At 62.0% G+C, this 25,719-nt stretch carries 24 protein-coding genes and 1 pseudogene; 8 read left to right on the top strand and 17 right to left on the bottom strand.

All coding sequences use genetic code 11. The features are described from left to right. The first annotated feature begins 147 nt into the window (after nt 1–147). A complete protein-coding gene (locus ACTIEW_RS00555) occupies nt 148–369 on the top strand; it encodes a hypothetical protein (protein ID WP_439475955.1) in 222 nt (73 codons plus the stop codon). Between the two features lie 87 nt (nt 370–456). Here ACTIEW_RS00555 and ACTIEW_RS00550 read toward each other — a convergent pair whose 3' ends face one another. Then, nucleotides 457–753 (bottom strand): hypothetical protein, encoded by a 297-nt coding sequence (locus ACTIEW_RS00550; protein WP_439475954.1) that lies wholly within the window; start codon nt 751–753, stop codon nt 457–459. 129 nt (nt 754–882) lie between these two features. On the opposite strand from ACTIEW_RS00550, the gene ACTIEW_RS00545 reads away from it, so the two are divergent. Both ACTIEW_RS00545 and ACTIEW_RS00540 read left to right on the top strand, forming a co-directional pair. Beyond that, nucleotides 883–2,580, top strand: a complete 1,698-nt coding sequence (locus ACTIEW_RS00545; RefSeq protein ID WP_439475953.1) for an MFS transporter — start codon at nt 883–885, stop codon at nt 2,578–2,580. After that, on the top strand, nt 2,573–3,022 hold the full coding sequence (locus ACTIEW_RS00540; protein WP_439475952.1) for an MAPEG family protein: 450 nt from the start codon (nt 2,573–2,575) through the stop codon (nt 3,020–3,022). Before ACTIEW_RS00545 ends, ACTIEW_RS00540 begins: the two co-directional genes overlap by 8 nt. Before the next feature lie 86 nt (nt 3,023–3,108). On the opposite strand, the gene ACTIEW_RS00535 is transcribed toward ACTIEW_RS00540, so the two are convergent. Next, nucleotides 3,109–3,300: a hypothetical protein gene (locus tag ACTIEW_RS00535; RefSeq protein WP_439475951.1), complete on the bottom strand. Its 192-nt coding sequence runs from the start codon at nt 3,298–3,300 to the stop codon at nt 3,109–3,111. A gap of 526 nt (nt 3,301–3,826) precedes the next feature. Between ACTIEW_RS00535 and ACTIEW_RS00530 the strand changes: the two genes are divergently transcribed. Next, on the top strand, nt 3,827–4,153 hold the full coding sequence (locus ACTIEW_RS00530; RefSeq protein WP_439475950.1) for an acetyl-coenzyme A synthetase N-terminal domain-containing protein: 327 nt from the start codon (nt 3,827–3,829) through the stop codon (nt 4,151–4,153). 377 nt (nt 4,154–4,530) lie between these two features. Here the strand turns inward: ACTIEW_RS00530 and ACTIEW_RS00525 are convergent, their stop codons facing one another. From ACTIEW_RS00525 to ACTIEW_RS00515, 3 genes are read right to left on the bottom strand one after another with little or no spacing between them, the layout of a single operon-like run. After that, nucleotides 4,531–6,126 (bottom strand): recombinase family protein, encoded by a 1,596-nt coding sequence (locus tag ACTIEW_RS00525; RefSeq protein ID WP_439475949.1) that lies wholly within the window; start codon nt 6,124–6,126, stop codon nt 4,531–4,533. Next, entirely contained in the window at nt 6,123–6,590 is a 468-nt protein-coding gene (locus tag ACTIEW_RS00520) for a DUF2924 domain-containing protein (RefSeq protein WP_439475948.1), read from the bottom strand. Before ACTIEW_RS00520 ends, ACTIEW_RS00525 begins: the two co-directional genes overlap by 4 nt. Before the next feature lie 9 nt (nt 6,591–6,599). Further along, complete coding sequence (locus ACTIEW_RS00515; RefSeq protein WP_439475947.1) at nt 6,600–6,839, bottom strand: hypothetical protein; 240 nt, start codon at nt 6,837–6,839, stop codon at nt 6,600–6,602. A gap of 198 nt (nt 6,840–7,037) precedes the next feature. Here ACTIEW_RS00515 and ACTIEW_RS00510 point away from each other — a divergent pair. Then, nucleotides 7,038–7,319: pseudogene (locus ACTIEW_RS00510) on the top strand (ParB/Srx family N-terminal domain-containing protein); the annotation flags it as partial. A gap of 18 nt (nt 7,320–7,337) precedes the next feature. On the opposite strand, the gene ACTIEW_RS00505 reads toward ACTIEW_RS00510, so the two are convergent. Next, nucleotides 7,338–7,607, bottom strand: coding sequence for a hypothetical protein (locus ACTIEW_RS00505; protein WP_439475946.1), 270 nt, complete (start codon nt 7,605–7,607; stop codon nt 7,338–7,340). A gap of 43 nt (nt 7,608–7,650) precedes the next feature. Here ACTIEW_RS00505 and ACTIEW_RS00500 point away from each other — a divergent pair, with 43 nt between their 5' ends. The 3 genes from ACTIEW_RS00500 to acs all read left to right on the top strand — a co-directional run bounded on the left by ACTIEW_RS00500 (nt 7,651) and on the right by acs (nt 11,038). Then, nucleotides 7,651–8,397 (top strand): DNA-methyltransferase, encoded by a 747-nt coding sequence (locus tag ACTIEW_RS00500; protein WP_439475945.1) that lies wholly within the window; start codon nt 7,651–7,653, stop codon nt 8,395–8,397. Continuing rightward, a complete protein-coding gene (locus ACTIEW_RS00495; RefSeq protein WP_439475944.1) occupies nt 8,397–8,993 on the top strand; it encodes a DUF5681 domain-containing protein in 597 nt (198 codons plus the stop codon). The genes ACTIEW_RS00500 and ACTIEW_RS00495 overlap by 1 nt, the downstream gene beginning before the upstream one ends. 137 nt (nt 8,994–9,130) lie before the next feature. After that, nucleotides 9,131–11,038, top strand: a complete 1,908-nt coding sequence (gene acs / locus ACTIEW_RS00490) for an acetate--CoA ligase (RefSeq protein ID WP_439476299.1) — start codon at nt 9,131–9,133, stop codon at nt 11,036–11,038. A 181-nt stretch (nt 11,039–11,219) separates the two neighbouring features. Here acs and ACTIEW_RS00485 read toward each other — a convergent pair whose 3' ends face one another. The 11 genes from ACTIEW_RS00485 to gmd form a co-directional block, all read right to left on the bottom strand. Beyond that, nucleotides 11,220–13,043, bottom strand: a complete 1,824-nt coding sequence (locus ACTIEW_RS00485) for an alginate lyase family protein (RefSeq protein WP_439475943.1) — start codon at nt 13,041–13,043, stop codon at nt 11,220–11,222. Beyond that, nucleotides 13,040–15,175: a bi-domain-containing oxidoreductase gene (locus tag ACTIEW_RS00480; protein ID WP_439475942.1), complete on the bottom strand. Its 2,136-nt coding sequence runs from the start codon at nt 15,173–15,175 to the stop codon at nt 13,040–13,042. The genes ACTIEW_RS00485 and ACTIEW_RS00480 overlap by 4 nt, the downstream gene beginning before the upstream one ends. A 122-nt stretch (nt 15,176–15,297) precedes the next feature. Then, nucleotides 15,298–16,068, bottom strand: a complete 771-nt coding sequence (locus ACTIEW_RS00475; protein ID WP_439475941.1) for an AglZ/HisF2 family acetamidino modification protein — start codon at nt 16,066–16,068, stop codon at nt 15,298–15,300. A gap of 2 nt (nt 16,069–16,070) precedes the next feature. After that, nucleotides 16,071–16,685 carry an imidazole glycerol phosphate synthase subunit HisH gene (gene hisH / locus ACTIEW_RS00470; RefSeq protein WP_439475940.1) on the bottom strand — a complete coding sequence of 205 codons (615 nt, stop codon included), beginning with the start codon at nt 16,683–16,685 and terminating at the stop codon, nt 16,071–16,073. Beyond that, complete coding sequence (locus ACTIEW_RS00465; RefSeq protein ID WP_439475939.1) at nt 16,682–17,815, bottom strand: N-acetyl sugar amidotransferase; 1,134 nt, start codon at nt 17,813–17,815, stop codon at nt 16,682–16,684. The genes hisH and ACTIEW_RS00465 overlap by 4 nt, the downstream gene beginning before the upstream one ends. A gap of 308 nt (nt 17,816–18,123) precedes the next feature. Beyond that, nucleotides 18,124–19,229, bottom strand: a protein-coding gene (locus ACTIEW_RS00460) for an IS3 family transposase (RefSeq protein WP_439475938.1) whose coding sequence is annotated in 2 segments (ribosomal slippage) — nt 18,124–18,971 and nt 18,971–19,229 — 1,107 coding nt in all. Because the reading frame shifts where the segments join, the coding sequence is not laid out codon by codon here. 106 nt (nt 19,230–19,335) lie between these two features. Then, on the bottom strand, nt 19,336–20,694 hold the full coding sequence (locus tag ACTIEW_RS00455) for a hypothetical protein (protein ID WP_439475937.1): 1,359 nt from the start codon (nt 20,692–20,694) through the stop codon (nt 19,336–19,338). Between the two features lie 557 nt (nt 20,695–21,251). Further along, entirely contained in the window at nt 21,252–22,328 is a 1,077-nt protein-coding gene (locus ACTIEW_RS00450) for a glycosyltransferase family 4 protein (protein ID WP_439475936.1), read from the bottom strand. Nucleotides 22,329–22,468: 140 nt separating this feature from the next. After that, nucleotides 22,469–23,734 carry a hypothetical protein gene (locus ACTIEW_RS00445; RefSeq protein WP_439475935.1) on the bottom strand — a complete coding sequence of 422 codons (1,266 nt, stop codon included), beginning with the start codon at nt 23,732–23,734 and terminating at the stop codon, nt 22,469–22,471. Further along, nucleotides 23,731–24,639 carry a GDP-mannose 4,6-dehydratase gene (locus ACTIEW_RS00440; protein WP_439475934.1) on the bottom strand — a complete coding sequence of 303 codons (909 nt, stop codon included), beginning with the start codon at nt 24,637–24,639 and terminating at the stop codon, nt 23,731–23,733. Before ACTIEW_RS00440 ends, ACTIEW_RS00445 begins: the two co-directional genes overlap by 4 nt. After that, a complete protein-coding gene (gmd, locus tag ACTIEW_RS00435; protein ID WP_439475933.1) occupies nt 24,623–25,657 on the bottom strand; it encodes a GDP-mannose 4,6-dehydratase in 1,035 nt (344 codons plus the stop codon). Before gmd ends, ACTIEW_RS00440 begins: the two co-directional genes overlap by 17 nt. Nucleotides 25,658–25,719: the final 62 nt, after the last annotated feature.

Here is a 25,719-nt window from a genome sequence, read left to right as displayed (position 1 = left end):
TGTGGCAATAGAGCCCGGACCCGGAGAGCCCTGACCCGGGACAATGCCGCACAAGCTTGACCATATTTTCTGGTCTTTCCGGTTCCGGTGTGCATGATCGTTTGAGCGGACACCTTGTCCGTTGCCGAATCCAAAGGAGTCTGACTGATGAAGAAGACCATTGCAGCCATCACAGCCGGCCTCCTGCTCGTCGCAGGCCAGGCCGTCGCCCAGAACAACGCCGCCAGCGCCCGCGTCGGCGACCGCGTCGGCGCCCAGGCCGGCGAGTCGAGCGAATTCGCCGCGGTTCCGCTTCCGCTGCTCATCCTCGGCGGCGCCCTTATTGTCTGGGGCGTCATCGAAATTACCGACGACAGCGAGAGCGACTAAGCGGCCCGGCCGTACTGGCCACAGGTTTCGCCCCCGTCGCGCGAGCGGCGGGGGCTTTGCTTTGTCACCTGCATCCCGGGGCCGGGATCAGGCCCGCTCTTCCTCGTCGCCGCAGAGCGAACACTGGAAGCGGGCGACCTTTGACTTCGATGGCATCGGCCTGAGGACCGAGGTCCGGCCGAACTCGAACCGGCATCGCTTGCACTCGTCCGCCTGCGGCTCCCGGGCCGCGAACACCCGTTCGATGGCCGCGGTCTTCTCGGCGACCCTGGCGCGGGCGCGCGCCTCGTCCGCCTGCGCCCTGGCGATGTCCTGGTGCGCGTCCGCCTTCTCACGCTCGAGGCGTTCCACAAGCCGGCGCCGGTAAAGGTCGTTGTCCGCCATTCCATCCCCCTCTTACTGATCATAGCGAGAGACAGAAGAGAACGAGAGTCAACGACGCGCCCTCGCCCGGATGCGCTTTCCGGTTTCCCGGTCTAGGCTCGGTCCAACGTGAGTCCGGGGAGGGACCGTATGACCAACAACGCCGCCGCCGAGGACCATACCGTCGATCGCGACGACCGTCTGGTTATCCTGGCCTCGTCAGTCGGGACGGTGATCGAGTGGTACGACTTCTATCTGTACGGCTCGCTGGCGGCGATCATCACCGTCCAGTTCTTCTCGGGGGTCAACGAGACCACCGGCTATATCTTCGCCCTGATGGCCTTCGCCGCCGGCTTCGCGGTGCGGCCGTTCGGAGCCATCTTCTTCGGCCGGCTGGGTGATCTGTGGGGGCGCAAGAACACCTTCCTGGTGACCATGCTGCTGATGGGGCTGTCGACCTTTGTCGTCGGCCTGCTGCCGTCCTACGCCGCCATCGGTGTGGCGGCGCCGGCGATCCTGATCGCCATGCGGCTGGTCCAGGGTCTGGCTCTCGGTGGGGAATACGGCGGAGCGGCTACCTATGTCGCCGAGCACGCGCCGCCCGGAAAGCGCGGCTTCTACACCTCCTTCATCCAGATCACCGCGACCGCCGGACTGATGCTGAGCCTGCTGGTCATCCTCGGCGTACGCACCGCGGTCGGCGAGGAGGCCTTCAAGGAGTGGGGCTGGCGCATTCCCTTCCTCGTCTCGATCCTGCTGCTGGGCGTTTCGCTATGGATCCGCCTCAAGCTCGCGGAAAGCCCGGCCTTCGCGCGCATGAAGGCCGAAGGCAAGGGTTCAAGGACGCCGCTCAAGGACAGTTTCGCGAAATGGCCAAACCTGAAACTGGTGCTGCTGGCCCTCGTCGGCCTGACCGCGGGTCAGGCGGTGGTCTGGTACACGGGCCAGTTCTACGCCCTGTTCTTTCTCGAGAAGACGCTCAAGGTCGACGGGCCGCTGGCCAATATCCTGATCGCCATCGCCCTGCTGCTGGCCACGCCCTTCTTCGTCTTCTGGGGCTGGCTATCGGACAAGGTCGGCCGCAAGCCGATCATTCTGGTCGGCTGCCTGTTGGCGGCCCTGACCTATTTCCCGCTGTTCCACGCCCTGACCGGGGCGGCCAATCCGCAGCTCGCGGCGGCCACCGCCAGCGCGCCTGTCAGCGTCCACGCCGACCCCGCCGACTGCGCCCTGCAGTTCGATCCTGTCGGCAAGACCGTGTTCGACAGCTCGTGTGATCTCGCCAAGTCGTATCTGGCCAAGGCGGGGGTGACCTACGCCAACATCGCCGCTCCGGCGGGTGCGACCGCCGAGGTCCGCATCGGTGAAACGGTTGTGACCAGTTTCCACAGCATCATTGCCGAGGACGAGCAGTTCGCCTCCACCCCCAGCGGCGCCATCAGCCGCGATGATTTCACAGCCCGCAAGGCAGCGTTCGAGGCCGGCCTCGGCGCCGCCCTGGCCTCCGCCGGCTATCCGCCCAAGGCCGACAGCGCCCGGGTCAACAAGCCGCTGGTGGTCGCCATCCTGTTCGTGCTGGTGATGTATGTGACCATGGTCTACGGCCCGATCGCGGCGGCGCTGGTCGAGATGTTCCCGACCAATATCCGCTACACCTCGATGTCCCTGCCCTATCACATCGGCAACGGCTGGTTCGGCGGCTTCCTGCCCACTACGGCCTTCGCCATGGTCGCCGCCACGGGCAATATCTACTACGGCCTGTGGTATCCGGTGGTGGTGGCGCTGGTCACGGTGGTGGTCGGCTTCCTGTTCATCCGTGACCGCAAGGACGTGGACATCCATGCCTGAGGTGGGGTCGCTGGGCCTGACGGCCCCTGCGGCGCAGCTGTTGCTGCCGCTGTTCCTGCATTTTGGTCTGGTGGTCGGCCTATATGCGGCCCTGACCTGGGCCCGGCTCGTCGCGGTCCGGAGGGGCGACGCCGCCAAGGCCGACTTCGCCCGCGCCGACGGTGATCCGCCCGTGTCAGCGCGTATCCAGCGCAATCTGGCCAACCAGTTCGAGGCGCCGGTCTTTGCCTGGATCGCGGCCCTGCTGTTGATCCTCGCAGCCCAGATCACCGTCTGGGACGTCGCCGCCGCCTGGGTCTTCCTCGCCGGCCGCCTGATCCACACCGCCGTCCAGTGCAGCGGCGACAATGTCGCCTTGCGGGGTCAGGTGTTTACGATCAACTTCCTGGCCGTTCTCTGGCTTATGGGCCATGCCTTGCTGGCTGTCCTCGGCGTCGCCTGAGCGCGACCCCACGGGAAGTCGGCAATCGGCCAGAGAAATCAGAAGCGCGCCGGAAATCAGAGGGGCGCTCGACTCACAGCCTCAACTCAAAGCAAGGCGGCGGCGCTGCGCTTTTCATCACGCTTTGTATCGGCTTCGCTCTGGGCCTCATCCATATTGCCGATGGCGGCCGCCGTCTGGGCGTCCTCGGCGGGACTACGGCCCGGCCGCAGCACATAAGTGGCGAGCAGCCCAACCACCAGGACCAGCAGGACGCCGATGGCGATCCACGCGATCATGGGACTGACGTGTCTGGTTTTTAGTCGATCGTTCGCCAAGGCGCTGGCTCCATGTTCCCGGGACACAGCCGGCGGAGCCGCTTCTACCAGAGCGATCCGGCAAAGGCGATATGGTCGGCAATGTCCCCGGTTCCGAGCCGGTTCCGTTGCGTCGGCGGCAACTCCCTTGGGCCGAATGCACGGGGGGCGGACTGTTCTTTGATCCGGAGAGAAATAGCGGGCTGCAACCAGTTGCAACATCGGCCGCCTGATACGGGAGTTGGCGGGAGGGGGGCGCGGGATGTCCGCCGGTTTAGGGCGCAGCTCCCCAAGGCCGCCAAGAGAAGCGCCGTTGATCCGCTGCCCTGATGTTCTTGTTGGAATCGGACAGCGCGGGAGTCTAGCATCAGCGAACTGTCTGGATGTGGATCATGCGAGCCATCCTGAGGGGCGAGCAGGCCACCGCTTGACCGCTGGAGTACAAGCCATGCCTTCAACGACGGACGACGTTTACCCGGTCCCGTCCGCATGGTCTCAGCGCGCCCGGATGACGAAATCTGGGTACGAAGCGGCGCGCCACGCCGCGCGAGAGACGCCCGACGCCTTCTGGGCCGAACAGGCCCGCCGCCTAGACTGGATCACACCCCCAACCTCAATCAAGGACGTCTTGTTCGACAAGGCTGACTTCCGCATCCGCTGGTTCGGCGATGGCGTCCTCAACGTGGCACACAACTGCCTCGACCGGCATCTGGCTGAGCGCGGCGACGAGACGGCCATCATCTGGGAGGGCGACGAGCCGACCCAATCCGGCGGCCTGACATATCGCGAACCGCACGCCGAGGTCTGCCGCATGCCAGCGAAGATAACTCATTGATTTCGAATAGTTTTTGTGGTCTATTAGGGCGATATTTCCGACCCTTACGGCCGTAAATTCGCTCTCTGAGAAGTATTCGCGGGTTCCAAACAAGCTGACCGTACATCTAATACTTCAAACAGAGAAAAAGGTCTCTCCGATTTTCATGCGCCCTTGGGGGCCGTGGGAGGAGCATGTCCCTGCTAACAGGGAACTTAACAGGGAACAGGATGATTTTATGACCGGCTGCGCTGGGCAGGTCCGGACATATCCCCTTGTCTTCGCCTCACAATCCCGCGATTTTGGGTCTCGACCGGCTGATGCAAGCAGGGAATATTTTGCGGGATATCAGGGAAACTGCGCCGCAGAACAGGGAGGTCAGCTCCCTCAAATGTGCATCAAGGCCGAAACTTGAGCACGCGCCGCTGCGCCTCCCAGGACAATGGCAGCGGACAGGCATTCTGGAGCACGCTCGACGTCAGTCCGACCGGGTGTTCGCCGTTCATGATGGCGGTCTTCAGGTCCGGCGCCAAAAAGGCGAGCTCCATGATGTTGGAGACCCGGGACAGGCTGAGACCCTCGCGCCGGCTGATCGCCGACAGGGAATGCACGCGGCCGCTCACCACGTCATCCAGCCAGCGGGAGGCATTCCCCAACAGCCGGATCATGCCGGCGTGGGGTTTGCGGCGAACGCCTTCGGCGCCAACCGCCAGATAGTGTCGCGCCCCCTTGAGCCTGGCCCTGACCGTAATCTCTGTGTCGGCTGCGAGCAGGCCGTGCGTTCCGGACGCCCGGACGTGAATGCTGAGACTGGCCTCATCCAGATAGACAGCCGATACGATCTCATGGAGCGCATGCTTGGCGTCCGTCGGCGTTCCCGTACGCAGGACGGCGGCGATGCGCTCGATCTCGGCCTTGGCCCGGACGGCCCGCGGCCCGGCGAACTGCAGGCCGAGCAGAAAGGCGCACAGGGTATCGATCACGGCCCGATTGGTGGACCGCTCGGACGCCCGGGTCGCGTCTCCGCCGGTATCAGGGAAACGATAGAATCTCGCCCGGCCCGGATGGTGCTTGATCTGCTCCATGACGAAGGCCTGGCCCGCGGGCGTCTGCAGCAGTCCCTCGAGAAGGAAGGGCGGCGGCGGCGGCCGGCGCTCACGCCATTGGGCGTGAAGCCGCTTCATCAAGACGGCGGCGCTCTTGAAGGTCGCCTCGCTGATCAGGGGCTCGTGAATGCCTCGGTAGAGGGTATCGTGATGTCGGATCAGACCGATGTAGAGCGGCTGGGTCAGCAGCTTGTAGAGATCAGCACGTTGGAACGGTGTGCGATTGATCGGATGTCCATCCAGGATTTTCCCGCGATGCCGCTTGTAGATGGCCAGCCTCGCGCATTCCCTGACCAGAGGCTGGAGGTCTCCGATTTCCAGGAACCGGGCGTACAGGTCTCTGACCACCGGGGCTTCGGTCGGGTTCACGACGAGTTTGCTTTCAACGACATCGTAGCCGAACGGGACATTTCCCCCCATCCACATGCCTTTGGCCCGCGACGCCGCGAGCTTGTCGCGAATCCGCTCGCTGGTGATCTCGCGCTCGAACTGGGCGAATGACAGGAGCACATTCAACATCAGCCGCCCCATCGACGTGGCGGTGTTGAACGCCTGGGTGACGGCGACGAAGGAAATGCCGGAACGATCGAAATCCTCGGCCATGCGGGAAAAGTCCGCCAGCGATCGCGTCAACCGGTCGATCTTGTAGACGACCACGGCATCGACGCGGCCGGCCCGGATGTCGGCGAGGAGCGCCTGAAGTCCGGGCCGGTGCATATCGCCGCCGGAACAACCCCCATCGTCGTAGCGGGTGAGGACGAGCTCCCAACCTTCATGACGCTGGCTCAGGATATAGGCCTCGCAGGCCTCCCTCTGGGCGTCGAGCGAGTTGAAGGCCTGCTCCAGACCCTCCTCCGATGATTTGCGGGTATAGACGGCGCATCTCATGACAACGATCGCTCCGGTCGCGGCCGTCTCTTCAGATGCTGGGCGGAAAAGAAAGCCAGGCCGTTCCATTGGGTCCCGGTGATGGTCCGGGCCACCGCCGAGAGCGATCGGTACGGCGCCCCTTCATAGATGAAGCCCTGGGCCGTCCGCAGGACGGTATGCTCCGCGCCCCGCCAGGTCCGGCGGAACACTTCAGGCGCGCAGGTGATCGAAAGCGGCGCCTGGAGCGCCTCGCTGAAACTGCGCGTCGGATCCAGCCGCTGCTGCTGAAGCCGGTAGGAGATCAGCCGCCGCAGCTTTTCCAGCGAAAGGCAGGATGGCGCTTTCTTTTCCCACCGGCCTGCCCACAACCTCAGGAGCGCGGGTCGATCCGCTGCCTCGATCCGCGCCAGCACGACATCAAGATTGGCGTGATCGACATCCAGCGGTCGCGAGTAGGGTCGGGCGCGGGCGGAATTCGTCACCGGCGCCATTCACAGACCTCGGGGGTATCGCTCGGCCTGAGGCGGATAAACCTCCGACCGTCGCGCCAACACGCCGATGGCTGAGGCGAGCACCGCGATGTCCTGACCGGCCGAGACCAGGTTGGTGATCCCGATCCAGCGGTGCTCTCCCTTCAGAGCGACAGGCTGTGTGGCGGCGACGGCGATCACCTGATTCACCAGCGATCCCAGATCCTCAATGGCTCTCTCGGCGGTCTCCTGATCAAGCAAGGTCCGTCTCCCCTTTGGCGTTTTCGCGTGCCGAACACACGCTCCGATACCCAACGAAGTCCAGTCGGGTAGCGACGCTCACGGCCGCCAACAGAGGCGCTGGAGAAGATTGGGTGAACCGCCGGACGGAAGGCCTGTTGACGGCCCCGGCAATTCGCTCGACTCTATTCTTCGAGGTGAGCGCCACGCACCTTCTCTGTGCTGCGACGCCAGACCGCCCGTCGAGGGGGTGTCCGCAGCACCCTTGAGTTGGGAAGCGTCGTCGTGGCTGATCTCGAAATTGTCTACGCTGATGTGGCTGTTCTGCGGCCGGATCCGGGCAATGCCCGGATCCATCCAAAGCGTCAGATTGATCAGTTGGTCGCCTCCATCCGATCGTTCGGTTTCGTCAATCCGATCCTTATCGACGAGGCCGGCGGCGTGATCGCGGGCCACGGGCGATTGATCGCCGCAAAGATGGCCGGGCTTGGCAGCGTACCCACCATCACGGTCCGCGGCCTATCCGACCTTGAAAAACGCGCGCTTCGGCTGGCCGACAACAAGCTCGCGCTCGGCGCCGTCTGGGATGCTGATCTTCTGAGCGTCGAGCTTGAGGCGCTGTCCATCCCCGGGCTCGGCTTCGATATCTCCCTCACCGGGTTTTCCGCGCCCGAGATCGACATCGCCCTGTCCCGCCGGCGGGGCAAGGTCGAGGATGCGCCCGCCCGGGCGCCCGAACAGGTCGCTGTCTCTGGTCGGCGACGTGTAGGTTCTCGGAGACCACCGCATCGCCTGCGGGGACTGCCGCGATCCGGTCCTGATGGAGCGGCTGATGGCGGGAGGCCTGGCGGACGCCGCCTTCCTCGACCCGCCCTACAATATTCCCATATCGGGGTTCGCCGTAAGCAAGGGGCGCCACCCGGAGTTCGCATGCGCCACCGGCGAGATGAGTCCGGCCGAGTTCGTCGCCTTCCTGAAACAGACCCTCGGCTCCGCCTGCCGGGTGACGCGTCCCGGCGGCGTGCATTTTGTGGCGATGGACTGGCGGCATATGAGCGAACTGCTCGACGCCGGTCGGGCCGTCTACGACACCCTCCTGAACCTGTGTGTCTGGAACAAATCCAATGGCGGCATGGGCAGCCTCTACAGATCCAGGCACGAGCTCATCTTCGTCTATCGCCACGGTCCCGGACCCCACCACAACGCCGTCGAGCTCGGCCGCCATGGTCGCAACCGCTGCAATGTCTGGGACTATAGTTCGGTCAGTTCACCGGGCGGCGCGCGTCGGCACGAACTGGACCTGCATCCGACCGTGAAGCCCGCCCAGTTGGTTGCGGACGCTCTCATGGACGTGACCAGGTCCGGCGACGTAGTTCTCGATGTCTTCCTCGGCTCCGGCACGACCCTCGTGGCGGCCGAGCAGATCGACCGCGCATGCCGCGGCGTGGAACTGGACCCGCGCTATGTCGATGTGGCCCTGGAACGATGGGCTCGCCTCACCTGTCGGGAACCGGTGCTTGAACGCACCGGGCACACCTACTCCGAAGTCCGGCAAAACCCGATCAGCGAGCTGTTCTGATGGCGGCCGACGACGAGGCGGTAGGCTACGGCCGCCCACCGCGCGCGCATCGTTTCAAGAAGGGTGTGAGCGGCAATCCAAAGGGTCGCCCGCGCTACGCTTTCAGCGGGCCCGCCGAAGATTCCATCCTCAGCCGGGTCATCAGCCGGAGGATCAACATCGCGATTGACGGCCGGACACGACGAGTCCCGATCAAGGAAGCGATCGCACTCCAACTCGTCGACAAGGCTGCCAAGGGCGACCTCGGGGCGATAAGGTTGGTCATGGCGGTTGGTGCAGCCGGCGAGATGAAACGCGACCTGCCTCCGGAGTTCGATGAAGATTACAGGGTTCTCCTGAAACGCCTCTGGAGCCTCAGTGACCTCGAAGAGTCTCTCGGCCACGCCGGGCTCCTGTTCTCCGACGCGGACCACAACCTGTACTTCAAGCGTGAGGTCTTCGAGGCAGCCACTGCTGGACGGAGCTCTCGACCTCCTGGGCCTGAACTTCGCCTGACAACCTCTCAAATTGAAGCCGGGAGGGCCCAAGCGGATCGCGAGTGCGTGTTCGAAGTATTTTCCCGGGTGCTGGAGCAACTTCTGCACTGTCGACGATAACCAGCACCCCGAGGGTGTGAGAGCTCGGGGATTTCGTTACAGTTCCATGGGAAGGAAAAAGTCCCGCCGATCGAGGATTAGCCGTGAGTGATCCCAGACTCTATCCAGTCCCTTCCGAATGGGCCCAACGCGCCCGCATGACCAAGTCGGGATACGAAGCGGCGAGGGTCGCGGCGCGCGAACGACCCGACGCATTCTGGAGCGAGCAGGCCCGGCGCCTGGACTGGATGACGTCCCCGACCCAGATCAAGGACGCGTCGTTCGACAAGGCCGATTTCCGCATCCGCTGGTTCGCGGACGGCGTGCTCAACGTCGCGTGGAACTGCCTCGACCGGCATCTCCAGACCCGCGGCGATGAGACGGCGATCATCTGGGAAGGCGATGAGCCAACCCAGTCCGGCAAACTCAGCTATCGCGAACTTCACGCCGAGGTTTGCCGCATGGCCAATGTCCTGAAGGGCCTGGGCGTGGTGAAGGGCGACCGGGTCACCCTGTATCTGCCGATGATTCCGGCGGCGGCCGTGGCCATGCTGGCCTGCGCCCGTATTGGCGCCGTCCATTCCGTCGTCTTCGGCGGCTTTTCGCCCGACAGCCTGGCCGGCCGGATCGAGGACTGCGGCTCGAAGATCGTCATCACCGCCGACGAAGGCCTGCGCGGCGGCAAGCGCGTACCGCTCAAGGCCAATGTCGACGCCGCCCTGGAACGGCCGGGCGCGAGCATCGTCGAGACAGTGCTGATCGTCTCCCACAAAAACGCCGACATCCCGATCGTGCCGGGCCGCGATGTCCGCTACGGTGAGGCCAAACGCGGCGTCAGCGACGACTGCCCATGCGAGCCGATGAACGCCGAAGACCCGCTGTTCATCCTCTACACCTCGGGCTCGACCGGAAAGCCCAAGGGGGTGTTGCACACCACGGGCGGGTATCTGTTCTGGGTGGCCTGGACGCATGAGCTGGTGTTCGACTACCGGCCCGGCGAAGTCTTCTGGTGCACCGCCGACGTCGGCTGGGTCACCGGCCACAGCTATTGCGTCTATGGCCCCTTGGCCAACGGCGGGACCACCCTGATGTTCGAGGGCGTGCCCAACTATCCCGACTCCAGCCGCTTCTGGCAGGTGGTCGACAAGCATCAGGTCGAGATCTTCTACACCGCTCCCACAGCACTCAGGGCGCTGATGCGCGAGGGCGACGGGCCGGTGAAGGCGACCAGCCGTAAATCCCTGCGCCTGCTGGGCAGTGTCGGCGAACCGATCAATCCCGAGGCCTGGCGCTGGTATCACGAGGTCGTCGGCGAGGGCCGTTGTCCCATCGTCGACACATGGTGGCAAACCGAGACCGGCGGCATTCTCGTCTCCCCCCTGCCCGGCGCGACGGACCTCAAGCCGGGCTCGGCGACCAAACCCCTGCCGGGCGTGGAACTGCAACTGGTCGACGCCGAGGGCGCGGTGCTGGAGGGCGCCGCCAGCGGCAACCTGTGCATCACCGATAGCTGGCCGGGCCAGATGCGGACCGTCTGGGGCGATCATCAGCGCTTCTTCGACACCTATTTCAGCGCCTATCCGAGCAAATATTTCACCGGCGACGGCTGCCGCCGGGACGCGGACGGCTACTACTGGATCACCGGCCGGGTCGACGACGTCATCAACGTCTCGGGTCACCGGATGGGCACGGCCGAGGTCGAGAGCGCCCTGGTGTCCCACGAACACGTCGCCGAGGCCGCGGTGGTGGGCTACCCCCACGACATCAAGGGCCAGGGCATCTACGCCTATGTCACGCTGAACGCCGGCGTCGAACCGCACGACGATCTGAAGAGGGCGCTGGTCGCCCACGTCCGCAATCAAATTGGTCCAATAGCGGCGCCGGATGTGATCCACTGGGCGCCGGGTCTGCCGAAGACACGGTCAGGGAAGATCATGCGGCGGATATTGAGGAAGATCGCCGAGGGGGACGTGGGCGCGCTGGGGGATACATCCACGCTGGCTGATCCCAACGTCATCGAGCAGCTCGTAAAAGACAGGGGCGCCAACCAAGGGCGAATGGCGTGAAGGCAAATCCGAGCCATGAGTACTGCGTGACGGGGGATGAGGCTGCGCCGATCACGGCGCCCTGTCCGAATGGCTTTGCCGGTCATTCAGTGAGAGCTGGATCCCTGTCGCCCGTTCGCAGTACACCGTGTCGAAGCCATATAGCGAACCCCGGCGCGATCGGGTTCACGATCCAGGCAGGTCAGTTCCGCCAACGGACATCGGTGGTCAGCACGCATGGCCCCGCCACCTCTATCTCCACAACCGGGAGCGGAGTTTGCTCAAGGTAGTGGAGGGATTCACGCCCCTCCACAAGTTCGCACCGTATGATCGGCGCTGTGGCAGACAGGCTGATCATGCGGTCGCCACTCACGAAGCAGAGGCCGTTCTGGAGGCTCCAGTCACCCGGCGCCAGGCGCCAGCGGAGCACGGCAGATTGGCTGAATCCGGAGATGTCGTCCGTGACCACCATGCCATTGGTCTCGAGGCGAACACGGCGCAGATGGGTCGCGCCGGCTCCGTCCTGATAAGCGGCGCTGAAGGCGACGGCGTCGGAGGTCTCGCACAAGGGCTCCAGATTGGATGTGCGCAGCCAGTCGGCGAACAGAAATCGCCCCAAGCGTGGCATCTGGTCTCGCCCATCGAACTGGATGGTATTGTGGCTGAACACGCCGCCGAAATATTCCACCGCTCGGGCGTCAGCGTAGGTAAAGGAGCCGCCGTCGCGCAGGAGGTTGTTGGCACCGACCCACAGATCGAGGTGGAGGGCATCCGCCTGACTGGGGCGAAAACGGAAACGCGGATAGCGAAGCACGGCTCTTGCATCATCGCGCGCCAGGACGGCAAAGCCCGTGTCGTCGGCGACCCGACTGCCAGCGGGAGGCAATTGTTTGGTGGGTGTCTCGACGCCGAGGAGAGCGAGGCCGTCACTCCAGGGGCCGCTGTCATAGGCCCGCCTATCAAGGAACAGCGCGGCCGCCAACTGCACCGTTGGGCGATGATCGCGATAAACGGTGTCAGTAATCTGCAGCAGACGGGCCCCATCGTTGGCCCCGACGTTGGGACCGTCACCGTTCCACGGGTTGATCATGTGCCGTAGCCATTCGGTCGCCGCCTGAACGCGCCCATGCCATTGAGATGAGAACGGCGCACGGTGCAGTCGCTGTCTCCAGATCTCGCTTATGCCAAGAGTATCGAGCATCAGACGGTGATAGTTTAGGGAGTACTGGCTGAAGCCTCCGTCGGGTCCAATCAGGCGTTTCGCACGCTCCTCCAGCCAGCGCCGGCCCGTCCGCTCCCACTCAGCTCCGTCGCTCCGGCCATGGTCCGCCAGCCAGGCTCCGCCGATAAACAGCGCCGCCGCTTCAGAAGTCCCATGATTGTTGTCCTGAGCCACCGCGTACTGGATGGTAGGCGCGATCCGTCTCAGGTGGACCTCGATGAGGTCCAGCATTCCCGGTGTCGGCTGATCCGCCTGCCCCAAAATCAGCGCCGTCATAGCCAGGTTCATGACCCTGATCGATGCTTCCTGACCACATTTCCAGTTTGGTCCGTAGTAAGGCGGGTTGCATGCCACCCAGTCGGCGACCCAACGCTCAAGGCGGTCGCTCCCTCCCGCGCCTTCAGACCGGGCGCGCCGGGCGAGGCGTGGCGCCCAGTCCAGGCGGGAAAGCTCCCAGATGCGCTTGATGTCGCCCACCGTCGGATCGAAATCGGGGATGAGCCACCACGGCTGTTCCGCTCGGTCGATGCGCTTTCCAGTGAGCGGGTCAGCCAGCCAGTCCGGCGGATCCCCGGCGGCGGAGGCCGACCAGCGGCTGAACAGCAAGATCGGCTCCGCGGGCGTCACGGCGGGCGACCCGCCCGGCTCTACGTCCATGAAGAACGGCCCGATCGGCGTCGAGGCTCGTATACGGCGCACTGGATGTAGGCCGCTGCGGACGCCGACGCGGTAGCCAGCCACCCGAACCAGGTTCAGAAGGCCGAGTCCCAGAATGGTTTGCGCCTTGGAGCGTAAGCCGCTCATTGCTCACGCAGTTGATACGCCGCGTCTATAGTAATGCGGGCGACCTCGAAGATCTCATCCACTGGAATGGCCGGCAAACCGACCTCAAGCGCTTTCAGGAAGGCAGCGGCGCCCGCCTTTTGCCCCTTGTCCTGGTTCAGCAGGTTCATCTGCCGAAAACCTGGCCAGTTAAAGCCTCTCAGTTTGCGGAAGTTGTCGAGCTGGAGGGTCCTGCCAGCCGAGAAAACCTCAATCCGTTCCTTGGGGAAGTCCGCCGCGCCGTTGGACAAGTAGAAGATCGTGCCGAACGAACCGTCGGCGAAGCCCAAGGTAATCGCCGCCTTGTCTTCGGCAATATCGATACCCGGCGCGTCTCCCATCCGGCGCCCTTGAACGGAAACAATCGGGCTGCCAGCCAGGAAGCGCATGAGGTCGATGAGGTGGCACGCTTCACCGATGATACGGCCACCTCCGATCTCGGCATCCTGTGTCCAGTGCTCTCCAGGAATTGCGCCCGCGTTCATCGTCATGATGAAAACCTTGGGCTCGCGCACACCCTCCAGCAATTCCTTGATCTTTCGGACGTGCGGAGCAAAGCGACGGTTGAAGCCCACCATCAATTGCGGTCCCGTGCCATCTCGATGCGCCTCGGCGTATGCAGCCTCGACGTCAGAGAGGCTGTCGCAGTCGATAGCCAAGGGCTTTTCGACGAATACGTTCTTTCCGGCCTTCAGGGCCTGCGTCACGAATCGGGCGTGAGAATCGTGTCGCGTGGCGATGGCCACCGTATTGATTTGAGGGTCCGTCAGCATGGCCGTGACATCGTTCGAGGCTTCAGCGAACCCCATGGAGCGACCGTTGGTTACGCCGCTTAGGCCTGCGGAGGTCACGACCGTGTGGAGTTGGGCGCCTGCCTCCTTGAATGCAGGGATCAACACGCGCGAGGCGTAGTTGCCCGCACCAACGAAGCCAATGACCGGCTTGTGAGGGTCGAACCGCGCATCGGCGACGAGAGCAACCTTGCTCACCAGCCGTTCTTCAAACGGCGATTTGTAGTCGAGCAGGATGCCAAGGCCCGACTTGTCCTCGCTCAGCATTGCGTAGGCCTGCCCGGCCTGTTCGAACGGGAAACGGTGGCTGATCAAGGGCCTCACATCCAGTTGGCCCGAAGCCAGCAGATCGAGGACCGCTTCAAAATTGCGCTGTTCCGTCCACCGCACGAAGCCGAAGGGATAGTCTTCACCCTTCTGCTCATACCGGGGGTCATAACGGCCGGGGCCGTAGGAACATGACACCTGGAAGGATATTTCCTTCTCGTAGAAGTCGGCCCTGTTCAATTCCAGGCCGGTAACGCCGACCAGGACGATCCGGCCTCGCTTGCGGCACATGCGGGCCGCTTGGGTGACAGGGTCACTGGATTTGGTCGAGGCGGTGATGATCACGCCATCGACGCCTCGGCCGCGACTGAAGGCCATGCCTGCGGCCACTGGATCCTCGCCGTTGGCAGGATTGCACGTGTCCGCGCCGAACTGTCGGGCCAGGTCGAGCTTGGCCTCATCGAAATCGATCGCCAGCACCCGGCAGCCCTGGGCGCGCAACAACTGTACAGTCAACAGACCGATCAGGCCTGCCCCCGTCACGACAAAGGCCTCGCCCAGAGTCGGCTGGGCAAGTCGGACTCCTTGAAGTCCGATGCTGGCCACCACCACGAAGGCTGCGGAGTCATCGTCGACGACGGTGGGGATGCGGGCGCACAGGTTTCTGGAAACACGGACGACATCAGCGTGAGAGCCGTTCGACACCACCCGATCGCCAGGTTTGAACCCATCGACTCCAGCGCCGATGGCGGCGACACGGCCGACGTTGCAATATCCGAGCGGCAGGGGCTGGGCGAGCTTGGACCGGACCGCATCGATTGTGGCGGTCAGGCCGTCGGTCTGCACCTTGGCCAACACCATCTTGACCTTCTCAGGCTGCTGGCGAGCCTTGTCGATCATATTTGCCCGGCCGAAATCGACCAACATGCGCTCGGTGCCAGCAGAGATCAGCGTCACCGTTGATGCTATGATGAGCGAGCCGGCCTGGAGCGACGGAGCGGGTGCCTCCACGATCTCCGTCAGGCCTTGGCCCATGTGTTGCACGATCTGCCGCATGATGTCTCTGGTCTGGTCGCGGTGGGGAGGCCGCGAGATTGCGCACATAGTCCAAAAATCGTCGCCGGCGCTAGGGCGGGGTGGCAGTAAATCGCCGATCCGCTTGAGCTCTCCGGCTGCTTTTACTTCAGGACGGCCTGAAGGTCGTCCCGTTCAGCTGGAGATGGATAGCTTATCAAGACTGCGCGAAACTGTCCCTTGAAGACGAACAGGCTGCCGGCGCCGACGCCTACCACCCCAAGGCGTTGCACGGCCTGTTTCATATCTTCAACCGAGCCGGCGCCTCCCATCACCGTGATCGGTACGGAAACGGCGCGTCGGATATCTTCGGCGATCGAGAGATCATAGCCTTTCATCATCCCGTCGTTGTCAATCGAGTTGATGACGATCTCGCCCACGCCAAGCGATTCGAGTTCACGCGCAAATGACACCGGATCGCGCTTCGTGTCTTTCGCGCCGTTGTGGACATATACGCCGTGCCCCCCGAGCATCTTTTTCTTAACGTCGAGGACAACGACAACGCTCTGGCTGCCAACCTGCCGGGCGATTTCAGCGACAAGGGCAGGGCGGGCCGCGGCGGCGGCGCTCAGTGAGATTTTTTCGACGCCAAGCGCCATGATCCGCTTTGCTTGCTCGACGGTTGAGACACCCCCTCCATAGCCGAGCGGCATGCGGCACTCAGCAGCCATGTTCTCGATCAGGCCATAGTCAGGTTCGCGCCCCTGCGTCGTCGCGTCGATATCAAGAACGATCAGTTCATCGACACCCTTCTCATTGAAAATGCGGACGGCGTTCAGAGGATCGCCCACATAGCGATCCTCGCCAAACCTGCGCGTCTTCACCAGCCCACGATCGCGGACAAGGAGGCACGGAATAATGCGAGCACGCAGCAAGCTCAGAGCTCCGCAAAATTTTTGAGAAGACGAATGCCGTTATGGTGACTTTTCTCCGGGTGGCATTGCATTCCGTAGACGTTCTTCTCACGCACGACACAGGCGAACCTCGCACCGTAGTCGGCGTGGGCGATAGCGTTGGCTTCGTTGTCGCACTCGAAGCGATATGAATGCAGGAAATAGAAGCCGGCCACCGGATCCAGCCCCGCCAGCAGAGGTTCCCGGTCATCGGGATCGATCGTGTTCCAACCCATGTGGGGGAGCAGTTCTCGAGCGTTTGTGTCGGTAAATCGGATTTTTCGGACGACCCCCGGAATCCATCCCAGTCCGCTTTCGCTTCCCTCTTCGCTGGAACGCGCCAGCATCTGCATACCGACGCAAACGCCCAGGACCGGGATGTGGTCGCCCATGACGAGTTCCTCCACCCGTTCCGCCATCCCCGAATGGCGAAACTGTCGCACGGCATGATCGAATGAACCTACGCCGGGCAGGATGATCTTGCTGGCGCCGTTGAGGTCCTCCGCCGACTCAGCGACGCGGAACGGAATATTCGCTTCGTGATAGATGTTGGCGAAGGCTTTGATGTTGCCCAAGCCATAGTGGAGGATCGCGATCAACGCTTGATCGCCTTCTCGACGCCGATCGCCTGAAGTACCTTTGCGCCGAAATTGAACATCCACAACGAGTTGTCATAGTCGCGGTATGACTTGAGCGGCATTTCAAAATAGCCGCGAAGTTCCTCACTGGTGATGCCCAGCTTCTTGGCGATGTAGTCGAACTCATGTGCGATGGTCTCTGGGTCGTACGCCGGACGCTCCAACTGGCTGAGAGCCTCTTCACGGGTCATCTGGTCAGTTAGAATGAGGCTTGAAAACTGCACCCGCCGAGTATCGAACCCGAACCGTTCAGGCAGCCAGTAGCCTTCGTAGAATTTGGTGAAGCGCGACTCGAAATGCTTCTGCGGATAGGGCTTCCAACCGTACTCGCGGCTCAGGGTCTCGCGCGCCATCGCCTTGGTGTACGGCATCCAGTCAAGCGGCTTCACGACCTTCAAGCCACGAAAGTAACGCAGATATACCTTATGAAACAGAACGTCGCTGAAGGGATAGGTTTTCAATTCTATAGTACAGAACTGCTTCTGGATATCCCGCAACTGACGCATGTCGGTTCCATAGTATAGAAACTCTAACGGGTTGCGGACGCACTCAGTTGAGATGTTACCGCCATTCAAAATGTATTTGATATCATGCTTGTTGGCGAATTGGTAAAGCGTGGCAATAAAGGCGTGATCTTGCGGAGTATCGATATGAGGAACGCCAGACTTGAAGAAAGCTAGCTGGAAATCCTTCATCTCCTCCCAATTGATGACCTCAGTAAATAATTCCAGACCCAGTTTCTCAACCATAACCTGTATGTTGTTCACGGCGATGTCGGTGTTCCAACCACCATCGACGTGAAAGACCAGCGGCCGCAGTTGGAATTCGGTTACGACGAGGTGCAGCAGGAACGAACTGTCCAACCCGCCGCTGAGGCCGATGATGCAGTCGAACTCCTTCCCCTTGCCGCTCTGGCGAATTTCTTCGACCGTGCGCGAGAACATCTGCCGGCCCGTCTCGTCGGGATGCCATTTTGGGGCGACGTGTATGCGGAACCCGGTGCAGTGATCGCAGACGCCTTGATCATCGAACGTGATGTTTGAATCCGAAGTGTCCATCACGCAGTTAGTGCATATCTGGTAGTTTCTCATCGTCCCCACATTTCGAGTGCCCGCGCAGTAGGCACCTGCCATCTCACTTTAATTAGCCCTCGGAGTCAGCCCGTAAGGCTCTCCGAAACGCCTGTAGACGCGATGGGCGTCGCGCGCCAGTGGCTCTCGAAGGATGCGCAATCCCGAGTTGACGTTGGCCGGCCCCCCTTTTCGTCCCGTGGTCATGACGGGAGTCCGCAGGCTTATGATCTGCTCCCCGGAAACTGGATCACTGGACGTTAGAGTTTTCCGCTGAGTGGTCCGCACCCCGACCTTGGACCGCCAGTAATGAGAATCTGGCCGGTTCCTTAGCCCTCCGGCGGGGGTATCCCGAGGAGCGCTTGCGCTTGCTCCATCGAGGTTTTCCAGCCGAGGGAGCCATGGGGTCGTAGCGTGTTGTACTCTTTCCGCCAAGCCTCGCATTTGGCGCGGGCGTCGGCCAGGCTCAGGAACCAGTTGGCGCTGAGCAGCTCGGCGCGGACCCGGCTGTTGAACGCCTCGGCGAAGGCGTTGTCCGTCGGCTTGCCCGGCCTGGAGAAGTCCATCACCACGCCGTGCTGCCAGGCCCAGAGGTCCATGTCCTTAGATGTGAACTCTGTGCCTTGGTCGGTCCGGATCCGCCTCGGCCGACCATGGATGGCGGTCACCCGCTCCAGCGTCTCGACGACGTCGGCACCGCGATAGGTCGCCCGCACGTCGATCGCAGGACAGAGCCGGGTCGCCGCATCGACGATGGTCAGAATCCTCAGCTTGCGCCCGTCGAAGGTCTGGTCGGCCATGAAGTCCATCGCCCACACGTCGTTGGGGCCGGAAGGCGGCGCGCGATCATCGCGCAGCGCCGCCTTCACCCGCCGGCGCGGAACTTTCCTCCGTAATTGAAGACCTTCGTCCCGGTAGAGCCGGTAGGTCCGCTTGTGGTTGACGTCCCAACCCTCGCGGCGGAGCAGGACGTGGACGCGCCGATAGCCGTACCGCACGCGTGTCTCGGCGATCTCTCGAATCCGTTTCCTCAGTGGGGCCTGATCGGGGCTGCGGGCCTGGTAATGATAGGTCGAGGTATCGACCCGGAACACGCTACACGCGCGCCAGATCGACACCTGCCAGGTCGCCCGAACCGCGTCGACAAGCTGACGCTTTCGATCAGGCCTCAGAGCTCTCGCTTGATGACGTCCTGCAGCATCTCCTTGTCCAGAGACAGATCGGCGACCAGCTTCCTCAGTCGGCCGTTCTCCTCCTCCAGTTGCTTCAGCCGCTTCATCTCCGACGGCATCAGACCGCCGTACTTCGACCGCCATCGGTAGTAGGTCTGGACCGATATCCCGGCCTTGCGACAGACCTCCTCCACCGTCGTGCCTTCCTCCGCCTGTCGCAGAATGAAGGCGATCTGCTGCTCACTGAACCTCGACTTGCGCATCTGAACCTCCCGGTCGCGCCACAAAGCGCGAAACCGGGAAAATTCTCAAAAAGAACGATCCAGTTTTCAGGGTGAGGACCACCAGATCCTCACTCAGTCCGACGCTTCAACCGGCCGTAAGTCCGCGGCGAACTTGGGACGTCTGTCGTACCATTGAGAACTTCAGAAGGAACAGTGCGGTGACGATTGCAATAGAATAGCCATGGATGCCCCCGGCCGAGTTGAAAAGGCCAACGAAAAGGCAGGGCGTGGCGAAAATCGCGAGCGGATGCTCGGACCGCGATATGAGGTTTGCCACGGATGCAAACAGAAGGAAGCCCAAGGGCAAACCAAACGACGAGAACGCCAGGGGGAGGAGCCCGAAATCGAGCAGCGACATCTGCTGGGCCTGCATCAGCTGGGCGTGGGCGCCAAGGCCGTACCCGGTGAGGCCGCGCCACGACTGGGCGAGATCGCCGACCAGCAGGAGCATCGAGGTGTAGCGGAAAAGACCACCCTCGGTGACGTTGGCTCCCGCCCGCGCCAGATCGATGCCCGTCTGCAGCACGCTCATTGCCTCCAGCAGGCGGTCGAAGACCACCCGGTACACTACGGTATCGCCGAATGAGGTGAGACTTACACTGGCCCGCATTTCAGCTGCGAAAGTCGAAATCGGACCGCTGAAGATCGCGAGGAAAACGAATAATACCGGAACCGAATAGAGGATAATCCGTCGGAGCATTACCCGGCTGGGCGGGGAGGCCACCAGAAGGCTGATCCCGCCGAATGCGAGCGCGGCGATGAAGCCGAAGTAGGCGATCACGGAACCGCTAAGCACAACCACGACTATCGCTGGCGCCAACCGCCAGTATTTCCGGACGTAGAGGGCATGGGCCACATAACCGGCCAGCAAAGTGGCGATGCCTGAGGGCTCCGACAGGAACCCCTGGGCGCGCGGGACATCACCGTACATAAGGATCTGGTAGGGAATCCCCGTGATCCGGTAGGCGATCGATGAAATGATGATGACGACGAAGGTGATGTGGACGAGGTTGATAACCGCGTTCAAAAAATCTTTCGGCGACGCGTATCTGACGATGGCGACGCAGGCTAGGAGCCAGAACAGCGAGCGCAGAATGCCCAACACGGCCTGGCTGGCGCCGAAAGGTTCGGCGAACAGCAGGAGTATGTGGAGCGCGGAAACCAGGGAAAACGAGAGAAAGACATTCAGAAAGAGCGGATCTCTCTGGAAATTACTCGGCACCGACAGATATCGCAGGCACACCAGAAGATGCACTCCGTATCCAAGCAGTACGGTCGAAGCGCCGGCCATTTCGTCATAGGACGCTTCCGTGCCATCACCGCCGATGAAGACGCGCTGGAAGAAGGCCGGGGCCAGGAAGAGATAAATCCAGATCGGACTGTAGCCCGCGGCGGCCGTACGAGCGGCCTGCGGACGATTCTGCCGCCAGTGCTCAGCCTGCACGCTCATCTCAGACGGCGAACGCGACGACGACTGCGTTCCGGGCATCCTTGCCGAGGTCGCCATCAAGCGTCTGGAAGGCCGAAATCGTTTTCATTTCGAACCTGGTGCTGGATAGAAACACAGAGAATTCCTGCGGGAAGTATATTGCGCACTAGGCAATTGTCGCTCGTCTCTCCGACGAGGAGACCGCCAACCAGCACCTAAAGCTTTGACTTCAATGTCCGTAGCGTGCGCCGCTTGTCAAGCTCGGTGCTCCTGGAATCGACGTCCGGCATGGGCCCCCTGAGCAAAATTCCCCTTGTTTATCAGAAGCTCGGCGATATCGGCGCCATCCATTCCGGTCACGCCGATGATGAGAGTCACCAGTTCGATCAGTTAACCTCTCGATGGGGCAATGGGCTGGGAGTCTGACATCCCACAGGGCGGATTGCAGGCCACACAAGTGCTGGATCATCACCTTTCCAGCCCCTGAACCGAGCCTGATCTCCCTCAGGCCCAGCTCTCAGCACCGCTTGGGGTCCCCTTGGAATCGCCGGAGGATCCTCATGAATGGTCCGCTAGCGATCCGGGCTCGCATGTCCCTCGGGAGGGCCTTCCCGCATGCAGTCCGAGCTCGTTCGGCTCTGTATGCCTTGGCTTCGAAGTATCAGATCGAAGTTCGACTTCTTGGCGGCAAAGGAAAACAACTGCTGAATGCGCTCAGAGGCTCGGTTGCTAAACTCAGCAATCCTGTTGGGTTCAGAAAGTAGCTTTTCGATCGTGTCGGTGAGGCCTTCGCTGTCGCCCGGCTGGACGTAAACCCCGCATTCGCCGACTACGGTCGGAACCTCACCTACTTCGGTCGTGATGACGCAGCACCCTGACGCCATCGCTTCTGCCGTGGCCAAGCCGAAACCTTCGAAACGAGAAGGCTGGAGATAGAGCTTTGCCGAGCCAAATAGATCGAGCTTTTCCTCAAACGTCACTTCCCCGATGGCCTTCACACAATCGCTCAAGTGCAAATCGACGATGCGCTGCTGCAATGCTTGGAACCCGTCGCCCCGCTTGCCCGCCAACACCAGCTCGAACCGCCGCCCGCGCTGTTTGAGCAGCACCGCGGCATCCAGGATGGTCCACACACCCTTGCGCTGGAGATTTTCGGGGCCCGACCATGCAAGGTTGAGAAGCAGCGTGCGCTCGGCTCCGCGTCCGTTTACCGCGAAATAGGCATCGCCGACTGCGCAGGGCGCGTAGTACGCCGTGCGCAGACCAAAACTCGCCGTCACGTCCTCGAACTCACGGCTGCTGACGAACAGATTGGCATGAGCCAGCTTGGTCGCGAGGCCAATCACGAAGCGCTGATGCCACGGCCGTCCGAAATAATCGGTTCCAGTCGAGGGATCTTCGAAACGGAAGTTGTATACTCCCGTGATGATCGTCCGCCGACCGGTCAATCGCGCCAGAAGCACGGGTAGCAGGGCGTAAGTCCACCACCAGACGAACAGCACGTCGAATCGCCAAGGGATGTCGCGATAACGATTACAGACCGCCACCTCGTGCCCCAGCGCTCGCAGGGCCTCGATATCTTGCCGATAATACTCCATCGACTGGATATTTTCCAGTGTGTCATTACAGTAAAAGACAATATTCGCCATATGGATAACTCAGAAAGCGATTTCCAATAGTACGCAATATCTATATTGTCTATAGATAGGCAGCTCTTTGCCGGAAACTATATACTAGGCCGCTGGCAACAAGAACGGGGCGGATATCGCGAGGCCCGGCGGCGCAACAACTACCTTTTATCGCGGACAGCCTGCGGGCAATCGAGCTCGCCCGGCGGGTTATCGTCATCGGCGCCATGCAGCTCCAAGCCTCGCAGCAAATAAACGAAGGCTGTCATCGAGCCCAGAGACAAGTAAGCGAGCAGCAGCAGCAGGCGCTCGTCGCCGGCTATCGGCAGGAGGCCTGCAAGAACAAAACCAGTTAACATTGCCGAACGGATCGCGGAATAAATGTTCAATCGATGCACCAGCGCCTGGTTCACCTGCGTGATCGATTGGACAAAGAGATTGCCCATCTCGAAGGCCATGAACAGCCCGAACAAGGCGGTTTCGGGCAGGTCTAACGCTACGGGGTTGCCGATCAGCGCCAGCGCCTCGCGACCCGCCAGGACAAAGAGGGGCGGGAGCGCCAGCATGAACAAGAAGTTGAGCCGGCGGTAGGGCGCCAAGCGAGACCTGTCGGTCAAGTCGGCTTGGCGCGCCTTCAGGAACACATCGTACACTTGGTATAGATTTATCAGCACGAAGCTGTGCAGCACCGCCAGCTTTGCCACTTCCGCTTGCGGCAGGACGAGACTGCTCAGCCAGATGAAGCCGCCATAGGTCAGCAGGCCGCTCAGGTTGTTGATCATAAAGGGGATGGCGCCTCGGAATACTTGCGCGGAATTTACGGCGGAGGCGACCCTGAGTGACTGCCTTAGCGAGACATAGCGAGCGGCAGCCGCCACAGTCAGGATGGCGCCAAGCAGGAAGGTGGCATTCAGCACAACCAGCGCCAGCCGGATGTCCGCGTCTGTCCAGACGACGGCCAGGACGCCTAGCGCCGCCACGCCATAAGCCGCGAGCTCGACCGCCTTCCGGATCTTGAACTGGTTCACCGCATTGAGCACCGCAGCAAAGGGAATGGTCAGGATCCGCGCCGCCAGCAGCACGGCCATGGTGCTCTTGTAGATCGGCGAGATCTCGCCGATCGCCAGGAAGACGAACAGGCCTGACGCAAGCGCGAGCGGGATCAGTGCGCCGAGACTTTCGCTAACATGTCCCGCCCATTCGCGTTGATGGGAATTGATGAGCTTGGTGACAGTGTATTGGCCGATTCCAAGATCCGAAGCGGTGGCAACCACCAGGATCGAAGACGTCACCGACCAGACCAGGAAATCGTCGACCGCGAAATGGCGCAGCACCAGCCAGTTTACGAACAGCGCGACCAATGCCTTGAGGCAGTGCAGCAACAGGCTAAGTCCGGCATCGACACTGAAGAGACGGCTCAGATTCATGCCGGACCGCTTTCCAGAGTTGCGACCATTCTCCTGAATATCTCTTCCGGCGCCACCGGCATGATCGGCCCGATGGCCGCCTGCAACCGCGTCGGATCGCCGGTCAGCACCTCAACGTCGTTGGGGCGCAGCAGGGCGGAATCGATCGTCACCTCGGGATCGTGCCCGGTGAGGTCGCGCAGGATCGCCAGCGCCTCGCTGATCGCGACACTACGTCCCGAACAAATGTTCAGCGTTGTCGATGCGAGGTCGGACATCAGCAAGCGGTGATATGCTTCCGTAACGAAAGAAACGTCAGACAGGTCGCGCGCGACCCGGACGTTGCCAAGCGAGAGGACAGGCACGCGGCGGTGAAATGCGCCCGCCAGCTTGGCGAACAAGAAAGCCTCGCTCTGGCCCGCTCCCGTGTAGTTGAACGGCCGCGTCACGATGATGGGGAATCGCTCGAACCACTGCCGCGCGATCCATTCCATCGCGGCCTTGCTGGCCGCGTAGTGATTGGCCGGCAGCGGCGGCTCGTCTTCGCTGATCGGGCTGACCCGGGTCTGGCCATAGATGTTCGCGCTGCTGGCGATCAGAACCTTTTCTGGCCGGACCTCGGCCCTGCGGATCGCCTCCAGCAGGGACTCCGTGCCGAGCACATTGACCTGATAGAATGGGAGGGCAGGACCCACCACATGACTCAGTGCCGCCAGATGGACGACATGAGTTGGCTGAATCGAATGGATCCAGTCAGCGATTCCGTCGGTCTCGCCCAAGTCTGCACAGAGGCTCGGGACATGCACGCCGTCATGGGAATTGGCCAGGCCGAAGACCTCACAGCCTTCGGCAAGGAGCCTGTTGCTCAAGTGTAGTCCGGTAAAGCCCGAAATACCGGTGATAAGGACTCTAGAAGGACTTGCCATCCTGCACCCGTCGAAGATCAGCCTTGACCATGGAGTGGCAAAGCTCTTCCAGCGTGGTCTCCGCCCGCCAGCCCAGCTTGTCCCGAGCATGGGATGAATCGCCGATCAGAAGGTCCACTTCGGCGGGGCGATAGAATTGCGGGTTGATCTTGACCAGGACGGCATCGGTGCGGCTGTCGCGGCCCACTTCCTGCTCGCCTTCGCCCGACCATTCGATCCCGATATCCGCCGCGGCGAAGCTCATGGTGACGAAATCGCGGACCGATTCAGTCCGATTGGTGGACAACACAAACGTGCCTGGCTCGTCCATCTGGAGCATCAGATGCATGCCCTTCACGTAGTCGCCCGCAAAACCCCAATCGCGCCTGGCGTCAAGATTACCGAGTTCAAGACAGTCAATTTTTCCATGAACAATGCGCGCAACACCGTCGGTGATCTTGCGTGTCACGAACTCCCGACCACGGAGGGGAGACTCATGGTTGAACAGAATCCCACTCGTTCCGAAGATGCCATAGGATTCTCGATAGTTGATGGTCATCCAGTGCGCGTAGAGCTTGGCCACACCGTAGGGACTGCGCGGATAGAACGGAGTGGATTCGTTCTGGGGAGACGCTTGAACCTTCCCGAACATCTCCGAGGTGGATGCCTGGTAGAACCTGATCGAAGGATCGACAATGCGGATCGCCTCCAGGAGATGCACGGCGCCCTTGCCGGTTATTTCCGCAGTCAGCAGCGGTTGTTCGAAAGACACGGCGACAAAGCTCTGGGCGGCGAGATTGTAGACTTCGTGCGGCCGGTGGTCGCGGAGCAGGCGGATGACTCCGGCTTGGTCGGTGAGGTCGAACTCAACAAGCTTCAGGTTGGGATGCTGCTCAATCCCCAGTTCCTCAAGCCGCCAAAAATTCATTGAACTTGTGCGACGGAATGCGCCAACAACTTCATAGCCGAGCCCAAGCAGATACTCGGCCATATAGGCACCGTCTTGACCGGTGATGCCCGTAACAAATGCCCGCCTCATCGATTCCGTCCCAATCCGTCACAATTCGCAGCGCGGAGGCGATCCCGGCCCCCGCTCTTGGT

Source organism: Brevundimonas sp., from assembly GCF_051860745.1.
Classification (GTDB): Bacteria; Pseudomonadota; Alphaproteobacteria; order Caulobacterales; family Caulobacteraceae; genus Brevundimonas.
Note: the sequence above shows the minus strand (reverse complement) of the source record. Positions and strands in the feature narration are given on the sequence as shown.

Coding starts and splice junctions, on each gene's coding strand:
- gmd (WP_439475933.1), bottom strand. CDS start 25,657: ATGAGGCGGGCATTTGTTACGGGCATCACCGGTCAAGACGGTGCCTAT.
- ACTIEW_RS00545 (WP_439475953.1), top strand. CDS start 883: ATGACCAACAACGCCGCCGCCGAGGACCATACCGTCGATCGCGACGAC.
- ACTIEW_RS00540 (WP_439475952.1), top strand. CDS start 2,573: ATGCCTGAGGTGGGGTCGCTGGGCCTGACGGCCCCTGCGGCGCAGCTG.
- ACTIEW_RS00465 (WP_439475939.1), bottom strand. CDS start 17,815: ATGAGAAACTACCAGATATGCACTAACTGCGTGATGGACACTTCGGAT.
- ACTIEW_RS00505 (WP_439475946.1), bottom strand. CDS start 7,607: ATGCGGTGGTCTCCGAGAACCTACACGTCGCCGACCAGAGACAGCGAC.
- ACTIEW_RS00500 (WP_439475945.1), top strand. CDS start 7,651: ATGGCGGGAGGCCTGGCGGACGCCGCCTTCCTCGACCCGCCCTACAAT.
- ACTIEW_RS00485 (WP_439475943.1), bottom strand. CDS start 13,043: ATGAGCGGCTTACGCTCCAAGGCGCAAACCATTCTGGGACTCGGCCTT.
- ACTIEW_RS00550 (WP_439475954.1), bottom strand. CDS start 753: ATGGCGGACAACGACCTTTACCGGCGCCGGCTTGTGGAACGCCTCGAG.
- ACTIEW_RS00495 (WP_439475944.1), top strand. CDS start 8,397: ATGGCGGCCGACGACGAGGCGGTAGGCTACGGCCGCCCACCGCGCGCG.
- ACTIEW_RS00555 (WP_439475955.1), top strand. CDS start 148: ATGAAGAAGACCATTGCAGCCATCACAGCCGGCCTCCTGCTCGTCGCA.
- ACTIEW_RS00440 (WP_439475934.1), bottom strand. CDS start 24,639: ATGGCAAGTCCTTCTAGAGTCCTTATCACCGGTATTTCGGGCTTTACC.
- ACTIEW_RS00525 (WP_439475949.1), bottom strand. CDS start 6,126: ATGAGATGCGCCGTCTATACCCGCAAATCATCGGAGGAGGGTCTGGAG.
- acs (WP_439476299.1), top strand. CDS start 9,131: ATGACCAAGTCGGGATACGAAGCGGCGAGGGTCGCGGCGCGCGAACGA.
- ACTIEW_RS00535 (WP_439475951.1), bottom strand. CDS start 3,300: ATGATCGCGTGGATCGCCATCGGCGTCCTGCTGGTCCTGGTGGTTGGG.
- ACTIEW_RS00450 (WP_439475936.1), bottom strand. CDS start 22,328: ATGGCGAATATTGTCTTTTACTGTAATGACACACTGGAAAATATCCAG.
- ACTIEW_RS00445 (WP_439475935.1), bottom strand. CDS start 23,734: ATGAATCTGAGCCGTCTCTTCAGTGTCGATGCCGGACTTAGCCTGTTG.
- ACTIEW_RS00480 (WP_439475942.1), bottom strand. CDS start 15,175: ATGCGGCAGATCGTGCAACACATGGGCCAAGGCCTGACGGAGATCGTG.
- ACTIEW_RS00530 (WP_439475950.1), top strand. CDS start 3,827: ATGACGAAATCTGGGTACGAAGCGGCGCGCCACGCCGCGCGAGAGACG.